Source organism: Streptomyces xanthophaeus (assembly GCF_000725805.1).
In the GTDB taxonomy this organism is placed as follows: Bacteria; Actinomycetota; Actinomycetes; order Streptomycetales; family Streptomycetaceae; genus Streptomyces; species Streptomyces xanthophaeus.
Genome location: NZ_JOFT01000008.1, coordinates 226,697 through 236,373 on the forward strand (window position 1 = coordinate 226,697; position 9,677 = coordinate 236,373).

At 74.4% G+C, this 9,677-nt stretch carries 9 protein-coding genes; 5 read left to right on the plus strand and 4 right to left on the minus strand.

What is annotated here, in order from left to right; genetic code table 11:
* Positions 1-13: 13 nt before the first annotated feature.
* On the minus strand, positions 14-856 hold the full coding sequence (locus tag IO30_RS0101095) for an NAD-dependent epimerase/dehydratase family protein (RefSeq protein ID WP_051858804.1): 843 nt from the start codon (positions 854-856) through the stop codon (positions 14-16).
* 128 nt (positions 857-984) lie between these two features.
* Here IO30_RS0101095 and IO30_RS0101100 point away from each other — a divergent pair, with 128 nt between their 5' ends.
* From IO30_RS0101100 to IO30_RS0101110, 3 genes are read left to right on the plus strand one after another with little or no spacing between them, the layout of a single operon-like run.
* A complete protein-coding gene (locus tag IO30_RS0101100; protein ID WP_234321426.1) occupies positions 985-2,397 on the plus strand; it encodes an MFS transporter in 1,413 nt (470 codons plus the stop codon).
* 34 nt (positions 2,398-2,431) lie between these two features.
* On the plus strand, positions 2,432-3,103 hold the full coding sequence (locus IO30_RS0101105; RefSeq protein ID WP_031138241.1) for a response regulator transcription factor: 672 nt from the start codon (positions 2,432-2,434) through the stop codon (positions 3,101-3,103).
* A 17-nt stretch (positions 3,104-3,120) separates the two neighbouring features.
* Entirely contained in the window at positions 3,121-4,503 is a 1,383-nt protein-coding gene (locus IO30_RS0101110; RefSeq protein ID WP_202205025.1) for a sensor histidine kinase, read from the plus strand.
* Positions 4,504-4,526: 23 nt separating this feature from the next.
* Here IO30_RS0101110 and IO30_RS0101115 read toward each other — a convergent pair whose 3' ends face one another.
* From IO30_RS0101115 to sigK, 3 genes are read right to left on the minus strand one after another with little or no spacing between them, the layout of a single operon-like run.
* A complete protein-coding gene (locus tag IO30_RS0101115; RefSeq protein WP_234321428.1) occupies positions 4,527-5,495 on the minus strand; it encodes a TAXI family TRAP transporter solute-binding subunit in 969 nt (322 codons plus the stop codon).
* Between the two features lie 43 nt (positions 5,496-5,538).
* Positions 5,539-6,285, minus strand: coding sequence for an anti-sigma factor (locus tag IO30_RS0101120; protein WP_031138246.1), 747 nt, complete (start codon positions 6,283-6,285; stop codon positions 5,539-5,541).
* Positions 6,282-6,887 carry an ECF RNA polymerase sigma factor SigK gene (gene sigK, locus IO30_RS0101125; protein ID WP_078904475.1) on the minus strand — a complete coding sequence of 202 codons (606 nt, stop codon included), beginning with the start codon at positions 6,885-6,887 and terminating at the stop codon, positions 6,282-6,284. The genes IO30_RS0101120 and sigK overlap by 4 nt, the downstream gene beginning before the upstream one ends.
* Before the next feature lie 280 nt (positions 6,888-7,167).
* Here sigK and IO30_RS0101130 point away from each other — a divergent pair, with 280 nt between their 5' ends.
* Positions 7,168-8,793 carry a molybdopterin-dependent oxidoreductase gene (locus tag IO30_RS0101130; RefSeq protein ID WP_031138250.1) on the plus strand — a complete coding sequence of 542 codons (1,626 nt, stop codon included), beginning with the start codon at positions 7,168-7,170 and terminating at the stop codon, positions 8,791-8,793.
* Between the two features lie 113 nt (positions 8,794-8,906).
* On the plus strand, positions 8,907-9,560 hold the full coding sequence (locus IO30_RS0101135; protein WP_031138252.1) for a fasciclin domain-containing protein: 654 nt from the start codon (positions 8,907-8,909) through the stop codon (positions 9,558-9,560).
* The last annotated feature ends 117 nt before the right edge of the window (positions 9,561-9,677 follow it).

The window sequence follows — 9,677 nt, forward strand, 5'->3', positions numbered from 1 at the left end:
TGGTGCCGGACGGTCAGGTGCCGGTCCATTCGGTGCCGGTCCATTCGGTGAAGCGGCCGCCGAGGTAGCGGGCGTCGGCGTCGGCCGGGTCCAGGGCGCCGTGGCGGGCCAGTACGGCGTCCGCGTACGCCTCCGCGTCGTCCCGTGGCGCGTAGCCCAGCCGCCGGGCGGGCGAAAGGTCCCACCAGGCCCGGGTGTTGGCGGAGATCCCGTACAGGACCTCGTACCGCAGGTCAGGGGTGCGCAGCAGCGCGTCGAAGAGCCGTGCCGCGTCGCCCGGGCTCAGCCAGGTGGCCAGCGAGAGGACGTTCGTCGGTTCGGGGAAGCAGGAGCCGATGCGGACCGAGGCGACGCGCATGCCGTGGCGGTCCGCGTACAGGGAGCCGAGGGCCTCGCCGAAGACCTTGCTGGCGCCGTAGAAGGTGTCGGGCCGGGGTCGCAGGTCCGTGGTGGCGAGGCCCTCGCCGGGGAGTTCCGTGCGGGCATGGAAGCCGACGGCGTGGCTGCTGCTCGCGAACAGCACGCGGGGCACGCCGGTGCGCCGGGCCGCTTCGAAGACCTGGTAGGTCCCGTCGATGTTGTGGTGCAGGAGGTCGGCGAAGGCGGCCTCACCGGACAGTCCCGCGAGGTGCACGACCGCGCCCACCCCGGCCATGGCCCCGGCCAGCGTCCCGGAGTCGGTGATGTCGCCGCGCACCCAGTCGGCCCCGGCCCCGGGCGGCGGTTCCAGGTCGTACGGGCGCACGCTCCACCCCAGGGCCGACAGGCGGGGTGCCAGCATCCGGCCGATCCGGCCGGACGCGCCGGTGAGCAGGACCTTCGTCGCCACGGTGCACCCCTTGTGATGATCGGTCATCCGCCGACGGGCCCGGCTTTCTTAGCGGAATGTTAGATGTGGGTGCCGGTCCTTGTTCGGCGGGTGCGGCGATTGCATGCTCTGGGCACCTTCCTCCTCCCGTCCGGGACGTTCCGTCTGGAGCCGCCATGTCCTCGTCCGCCGCCGTGCCCGTCCCCCTGACCGGGGACGAGCTCAGGAAGCGCCGCCGTACCGCTCTGATCGGAGGGTCGCTCGGCAACCTCGTCGAGTGGTACGACTGGTTCGTCTACGCCAGTTTCGCGATCTACTTCGCCGACTCCTTCTTCCCCGGCGACAATCCGACCACGCAGCTGATGAACACCGCCGGGATCTTCGCGGTCGGCTTCCTGATGCGCCCCGTCGGCGGATGGGTCCTCGGCCGCGCCGCCGACCGGCACGGGCGCAAGAGCGCGCTCACCCTCACCGTCACCATGATGTCGGTGGCCGCCCTGCTGATCGCCGTGGCCCCGACCTACGGCCAGGCCGGATACTTCGGCGCGCTGGTGCTGCTGCTGGCGCGGCTGCTCCAGGGCATGAGCATCGGCGGCGAGTACGCGGCCAGCGCCACCTACCTCACCGAGGTGTCGGCCCGCAACCGGCGCGGGCTGGGCTCGTCCTTCCAGTACGTGTCGATGACCTGCGGCCAGCTCCTCGGGCTCGGCATCCTGATCACGATGCAGCACACGCTCACCACGGCCCAGCTGGAGAGCTGGGGCTGGCGGATCCCCTTCCTCCTCGGGGCGCTGTTCGCGGTGGTCGTCTTCTGGCTGCGCAGGAGGCTCCAGGAGACGGACGCGTTCAAGGAGGAGCCGTCGGACGGGGCGGACGGCCACGACGACAGCGCGCGCGGATCGATGAAGGCCCTGTGGCAGCACCGGCGGCAGGCGGGCCTGGTGATGGCGCTCACCCTCGGCGGCACCGTCGCGTACTACACGTACACCACCTACCTCACCAAGTACCTGGTCGGCAGCGCGGGGATGGCCAAGACGACCGCCACCCTGGTCAGTTTCACCGCGCTGGCCCTCTTCGCCGTCCTCCAGCCCTTCGCCGGGATGCTGTCCGACCGGATCGGGCGCCGGCCGCTGCTGATCACCTTCGCGGTGGGCTGCACGGTCGGCACGTACCCGATCATGACCGCCCTGGGGTCGGCGTCCTCGTACTGGTCCGCGCTGGGGCTGTCCCTGCTGGCCCTGGTGATCGTCACCGGCTACACCTCGATCAACGCGGCGGTCAAGGCCGAACTCTTCCCGACCCGGGTGCGCGCCCTGGGCGTGGCCCTGCCGTACGCCGTGGCCAACGCGCTCTTCGGCGGTACGGCGGAGTACGTGGCCCTGTGGTTCAAGAGCCACGGCCGCGAATCGATGTTCTTCTGGTACGTCTCCGGGTGCGCGCTGGTCTCCCTGGTGACGTACGTGCTGATGCCGGACACCCGCAACACCGCGCTCAGCCGCGCGGAGGCCGAGGCCGACGAGGCGGACGCCGCGGCGGCCTCCGGCGCCGGTCCGGAACGGGAACGTCCGGCAACGGCTCCCGTAAGCTGAGCCGACCGGTTCACGGGTCGCGGGGGAACTGCCGATGCACGCGCTTCTCGTCGAGGACGACGACCGCATGGCCCAGGCCCTCGGCACCGCCCTCGCGCAGCGCGGGCACACGGTCCGCAGGGCCGCCCGCGCGCTGGACGCCCTGCGGCACGTCCGCGAGGCCGACTTCGTCCTCCTCGACCTGGGGCTGCCCGACCTGGACGGGCTGGAGCTGCTGCGGCGGCTGCGGACCGTCTGCGACGCGCCGCTGATCGTGGTGACGGCGCGCTGCGAGGAGCGCGACATCGTGCAGGGGCTGCGGGCGGGCGCCGACGACTACGTCGTCAAACCGTTCCGGATGGCCGAGCTGATGGCCCGGATCGACACCGTCCGCCGCCGTACGGGCCCGCGGCCCGGCCCGGCGGAGGGCGTCGACCGCACCGTGTGCGCCGGAGACGTCGAGGTGGATCCTGCGCGCCGCACGGTCACCGTGGCGGGCAGCGAAGTACGGCTGACCCGGCGGGAGTTCGACGTGCTGGCCTTCCTGGCCGCCCGCCCGGACGAGGTGCACGCGCGCGCCGAGATCCTGGACCGGATCTGGGGTGACGCCTTCCTCGCGCACTCCCGTTCGCTGGACGTCCACGTCGCGGGCATCCGCGCCAAGACCGGGCGTCCCGCGCTGGTGCGGACCGTCCACGGTTTCGGCTACCAGCTCGGCCGGCCGTGAGGCGCAGGCTCCTGGCCGTGCTGACGGTGCTCATGGGGGTCGCGGCGCTGCTCCTGTGCGTCCCCCTGGCCGACGCCTACGCGCGCGGCCGGACCGAGCACCTCCTCCTGCAACGGCGTTCGGAGGCCGTGCGGTTCGCGGACCTCGCGGAACGGATGCGCACCGCGGCGGACCGGGCGGAGCTGTCCGCGGAGATCAGCCGGTACGCCGAGCTGTACGGGGCCTCGGTGGTCGTGGTGGACACGTCGGGGGCGACGGTCGCCCGGGCGGGGACGAATCCCTCCGCGCACGCGGGCCCCGACGGATCCGCCGCGGTGGCGGACGCCCGGCGGCGCGCTCTCACCGGCCGCTCCACGGACCGGCTGCCGACCGTCCACCCCTGGAGTCCGGCCGGTGTGGTGATCGCCGAACCGGTGGGGCGGGACGAGCGGGTCAGCGGGGCGGTCCTGATGGCCGTGCCCACCGCGGCGGCCCGGCGGGACGTGACGGTCCGCTGGTCACTCATCGGCGCCGGGGCCGTCGGCGCCTTCACGGCGGCGGCCCTGGTGGCGGCGGGCATCGCGCGCTGGCTGATGCGGCCGGTCCTCGATCTGGACCGCACCGTGGAGCGGCTGACCGCCGGCCGGCTCCAGGCGCGGGCCGTCTCCGAGACCGGGCCGCCCGAACTGCGCCGTCTGCGGCAGCACTTCAACGTGATGGCGCAGGCCATGGCGGACTCCATCGGCCGCCAGCGGGACTTCGTGGCCGACGCCTCCCACCAGCTCCGCAATCCGCTGGCCGCCCTGGTCCTCCAGCTGGAGAACGTCGAACCGCACATCGCTCCCGGCCCCGGCCGGGCGGAGCACTCCCGCGCCCTGGACGAGGCGGAGCGCCTGGCCGAACTCCTCGACGGTCTGCTGGCCCTGGCCCGGGTGGAGTCCGCCACGGCGGAGCTGACGGACCAGGACGTGTCGCGGGCCGTACGGGACCGGGTGCGGGCCTGGTCCCCGGTCTTCGAGGACGCCGGCCTGGAACTGTCCGTCACCGGGCTGCCCGAGGGGCTGCGGGCGCACGGCCTGCCCGACGCGGTGGGCCGGGTGCTGGACGCGCTCCTGGACAACGCCCTCAAGTTCGTCCCGCGCGGCGGACGCATCGAGGTGAGTGCCGCGGCGGACCCGGACGGAGGGAGCGCCGTGGTGCGGGTGGCCGACGACGGGCCGGGCGTCCCGCAGGACCAGCTCCCCCTGCTGCTCCGGCGCTTCGCGCGGTCCCCCGGTCACCAGAACGTGCCCGGCAGCGGGCTGGGTCTGGCCATCGCGGACGAGATCGCCCGGATCAGCGGCGGCGACCTCCTGGCCGGCCCGAACGCCCCGCACGGCCTGGTCCTGGAGCTCAGGCTGCCGGGCGGCGCCCGGCCGTGACCGGCCCGGTGCCCGGTGCCCGGTCAGCCGTACACGGACCGGTAGTAGGCGGCCGCCCCCGGGTGCAGCGGCACGGCGCCGGTGGAGATGGCGAACCGGGGCTCCAGCCGGGCCCCCGCCGTCACCTCGCGCAGCAGGTCGCGCCAGCGCTCGTAGACCACCTGGAGGAGGGCGCGGACCACCTCGGGCGGGAGGTCGGCGCGGGCCAGCAGGTAGTTTCCGACGCCGACCGTCGCCACGGGGCCGGCCAGTCCGTAGGCCCCCGCCGGAAGGGTGACCGTCGTGTAGACCGGGCCGTGGCGCTCGCGCAGCGCGCCCGCGTGGCCGTCCAGCGGGAGGAACCGCAGGGGCAGTTCGCGGGCCAGTTCCGTCAGGGCCGGGGTGGGCACTCCCCCGGACCAGAACAAGGCGTCGACGGAGCCCTCGTGCAGCGCCCGCGCGGACTCGGCGAGGCCCAGCCGGCGCTCCTGCACGGGGCGGGGGCCTTCGTGCAGCCCGGCCGCCCGCAGGATGCGTCCCGCGACGACCTGCACCCCGGACCCCGCTGCTCCCGCCGCGACGGGCCGGCCGGCCAGGTCCTCCACCGAGCGCACCGGCCCGGCCGCCGGGACGAGGAGGTGCGTGTAGTTCACGTAGACCCTGGCGAGTGCGGTGACGGCGACCTGGCGGGCGAACGACTCCCGGCCCAGCGCCGCGTCCTCGGCCACGTCGGCCATCGCCAGCGCGAGGTCGACGGAGCCCTCGTCGAGGTCCCGCAGGTTGTCCACGCTCGCCGCGGTGCTCACCGCGGCGATCTCCAGCGGGGCGCCGCTCGCGGCGACGGCCCGTGCCAGGGCCTTCCCGAACGCGTTGTACGGGCCGCCGTCCGGCCCCGTCGCGAGCCGCAGGCGCCGCGGCGGGACGGCGTCGCCCGAGCACCCGGTGAGGGCCGCCGCGGCCGCGCCGAGCCCGGCCCCCATCAGCCGTCGTCGGCTCGGCCCCGTCCTGGTCACGGCGGCAGCCTACGGGGTGACCGTCCGCGGGGGCGCCGCCCGGTCAGGCAGGCAGCCTCAGGAGCATCAGCGGGCTGCTGGTGGGCTGCGGGGAGCCGCCCTCGGGTTCGAGGGTCAGCCCGACCGCGCGGGCCCGGCCCGGGTCGCCCTGCATCAGGACGGCTCCGTCCGCCTGGAGCAGACCGGCGGGCCGCATGGTGCCGTTGTCGTCGAACCACAGCTGGTAGGTCCTGCCCGCGTCCGCCTTCGGCAGGCCGGTGCTGAGGAAGACGGCCCGGTTCAGGCCCGCGGAGGTGACCACGGACGTGGCCGCGCCGCTGCTGGTGCGCCCGTGGACGGTCTTGGCGTCGGGCGCGGTCATCACGGCCGTCAGCGCCTGCACCTGCCGGTCGGCCTGCTGGGCCTGCGTACGGGCCTGCTCGGCCTGCTGGTGCTGCCAGACCGCGACCCCGCCGAAGGCCGCGGCGGCCACGACGCTGGCGGCGACGGCGAAGGGGCCCGCCTTGCGCACGAGGGCCGTACCGAGACGGACCGGGCGGCCGGAGCGGACGTGCGGCGGGAGCTGGCGCACGGTGTCGACCTGTTCCAGGACGGCCTGCTTCATGTGCGGGGGCGCGGGTACGCCCACGGCTGCGGCCAGGCGCGCCGCCGTGGCCGAGAAGCCGCTCACCTCCGCCGTGCAGGAGGCGCACCGCCCCAGGTGGACGAGGAAGGCCTCGCGCTCCTCCGGGGCGAGCGCGTCGAGTGCGTACGCGCCGGCCAGGGCGTGCAGGTCTTCTTCGTGCCTCATGTGGTCACCCCCATGCAGTCGCGCAGCCGGATGAGTCCGTCACGCATACGGGTCTTGACGGTGGGAAGCGGTGCCCGCAGCGTCTCCGCAACCTCGCGGTAGGTCAGGCCCTGGTAGTAGGCCAGTGTGACGGCCTGGCGCTGGAGATCGGTCAGCATGCGCATGCAGCGGCGCACCTGCTCGCTCTCCAGGCGCGTCTCCACCTGCTCGGCCACCTCGTCGAAGGGCCGCTGCTGTTCGCGTACGGCCGTGCTCCGGTCGCGGTCCGCGGCGGCCTGGGCCGACCGGACCCGGTCGACGGCCCTGCGGTGCGCGAGCGTGGCCACCCACGTGGTGACGCTGCCCGCCTCGGGGCGGTAGCGGGCGGCCTGGCGCCACAGGTCGATCATCACCTCCTGGGCCACCTCCTCCGCCTGGGCCCGGTCGCGGACGACCTTCAAGGCGATGCCGAACACCGTGCTGACCACACCGTCGTAGAGGACCGCGAAGGCGTCCTTGTCTCCGCGGGCCACCTGCTGCATGACGTCCTCCAGCGCTCCCGCTGCTTCCGGCCCGGGGCCGCCGCGTGCGCGCGGCCGGCCGAACGGCTGGGGGCGGCTCACCGGATCCACTCCTCGCGCGGCGGCGCGGCCTGCCGCCGGCCGGTGTCGGGGCGTGCGCCCTCGTGCATCCCTCGCATGAACAACCCTTCACTCCCGGACGGGGCCGGCCCCCGGGGACGGAGGACGGCTGCGGGCTCGCCTCACGACGCTCCCACCTTCACTTCGTCACCCGCGCCCCTGCGGATTGGCCTTCTGTACGAAGGGTGCGGGCCGCTGTCAACACACAGTCCCCCGGAACCCGTTCGAGGGAACACCCAATCCGCCGGACGGACCACGCCGAATGCGGGGTGTGAGCAACCTCCGTACGACCGTCACCGGCGGCGCCCTCGGCGCCGTGTCCGGTCTGCTGTCCGGTTTCACCGCACTGGCGGTGGCCGAAGCCGTCGCCTCGCTGGTGCGGCCGCGGACCGGGCCGGTGACCGTCGTCGGCGGGGCCGCGATCGACCGGGCCCCGGCGCCGGTGAAGGACTTCGCGATCCGCACCTTCGGTGAAGACGACAAGCTCGTCCTCCAGCTCGGCATCCTGGCCGCCCTCGGCGTCCTCGGAGTGGGCCTGGGCCTGCTGGCGCTGCGCCACCGGCGGGCCGGCAGCGCCGGTGTCCTGCTGTTCGGCCTGGTCGGGGCGGCCGCCGCGCTCAGCCGGCCGGACGCCCGGGGGGCCGCCGACACCCTGCCGTCGCTGGCCGGAGCGGTGGCGGGCGCGGTGGCGCTGTACATCCTGGCCGGGAAGGCCGCCGGGGCCGACGCACAGGCCGGTGGCGGGGCCGACGCGCAGTCCGGCGCACGGACCGACGGAGCCTTCGGCGGCGGCTGGTCCCGGCGGGGGTTCCTGACGGCGGCCTCCGTCACCGCGGTGGCCGCCACGGGAGCGGGCCTGCTCGGCCGCACCCTGAGCGGGCGGCGCGGGCGGGGAGCCGTCGCCTCCCGCGAGGCGGTCGTCCTCCCCGCGCCCGCCTCCCCGGCGGCCCCCCTGCCTGCGGGGGCGCAGCTGAAGGTGGCCGGGATCAGCCCCTTCACCACACCGAACGGGGACTTCTACCGGGTCGACACCGCCCTGGCCGTCCCCATGGTGGACGCCGGCACCTGGCGGCTGCGCATCCACGGCACGGGGGTGGCCCGGCCGCGCAGCTACACCTTCCGCGAGCTGCTGGCCCGTCCCCTGGTCGAGCGTGACATCACCTTGACCTGCGTCTCCAACGAGGTGGGAGGTCCGTACGCCGGACACGCCCGCTGGCTCGGCGTACCGCTGGGTGACCTGCTGCGGGAGTGCGGGGTGCGGCCGCCCTCCGGGGGCGGCCGGGCGGACCAGCTCGTCGCCCGCTCCGTGGACGGCATGACCCTGGGCTCCCCCGTCGAGGACGTGATGGACGGCCGCGACGCGCTGCTCGCGGTCGGCATGAACGGCGAGCCCCTGCCCTTCGCCCACGGCTTCCCCGTGCGGATGGTCGTCCCCGGCCTGTACGGGTACGTGTCGGCCTGCAAGTGGATCGAGGACATCGAGCTCACCACCTTCGACCGGTACGACCCGTACTGGGTCCGGCGCGGATGGGCCCGCAGGGCGCCCGTCAAGACGCAGGCCCGCATCGACACCCCGAAGCCCTTCGCCCGCCCCGGCGGCGCGGAGGTCATGGTCGCCGGGGTGGCCTGGGCCCAGCACCGCGGGATCACCCGCGTCGAGGTCCGGGTCGACGACGGCCCGTGGGAGGACGCCGACCTGGCGGCCCAGGACACCGTCGACACCTGGCGGCAGTGGTCCTACCCCTGGCGGCCCACCCCGGGCGGCCACACCCTCACCGTCCGCGCCACCGACGGCACCGGCGCCGTGCAGACCGAGGACCGCACCCGCACCGTCCCCGACGGGGCGAGCGGCCGGCACAGCGTCTTCGTCACCGCCGGACCGCCCTGAGGCCGGACCCCCGGCCACGCGACCACCACCGGACCACCTGACCAGCACCTGACCACCCGACCATCCGACCACCTCAGGTCATCGCTTTCATGAACCCACAGGAGAAACACACCATGTCCAGCACCAGCACCCTGCGCATCCGCCGTACCGCCCTCGCCGTCGCCGCGGCCGCGCTCCTGCCCTTCTCCCTCGCCGCCTGTTCCGACTCCGGCAGCGATTCCGAGGCGGGATCCGCCGCGGAGCAGAGCGCGGGCGCCGCCCAGCCGGCGGCCCCCGAGGCCCCGATCGCCGCGGGCGGGCCCTTCGGCCCGGCCTGCGCCGGGGTGCCCGCCCAGGGCGCGGGCTCCTTCGACGGCATGGCCAAGGACCCGGTCGCCACCGCCGCGTCCAACAACCCGGCCCTGTCCACGCTGGTCGCCGCGGTCAAGAAGGCCGGCCTGGTCGACACCCTCAACAACGCCCAGGACATCACGGTCTTCGCACCGACCAACGACGCCTTCGCGAAGATCCCGAAGGCCGACCTGGACAAGGTCCTCGCGGACAAGGCCACCCTCACCAAGATCCTCACCTACCACGTCGTGGGCCAGAAGCTGATCCCGGGCCAGCTCGAAAAGGGCTCCTTCGACACCCTGCAGAAGAGCAGGCTCACCACCAGCGGTTCGGACGAGTCCTTCAAGGTCAACGGCACGTCGAACGTCGTCTGCGGCGACGTGAAGACCGCCAACGCCAACGTCTACATCGTCGACACCGTCCTGATGCCGAAGTAGCCGGAGCAGCCGGAGCAGCGGTCGCCACCACCTGCGCGGAGCCCGGTCCGAAGGACGGATCGGGCTCCCACCCATCCGAATCCGCCCCCGCGGCGAAGTACAGGTGACAGGGCCGGC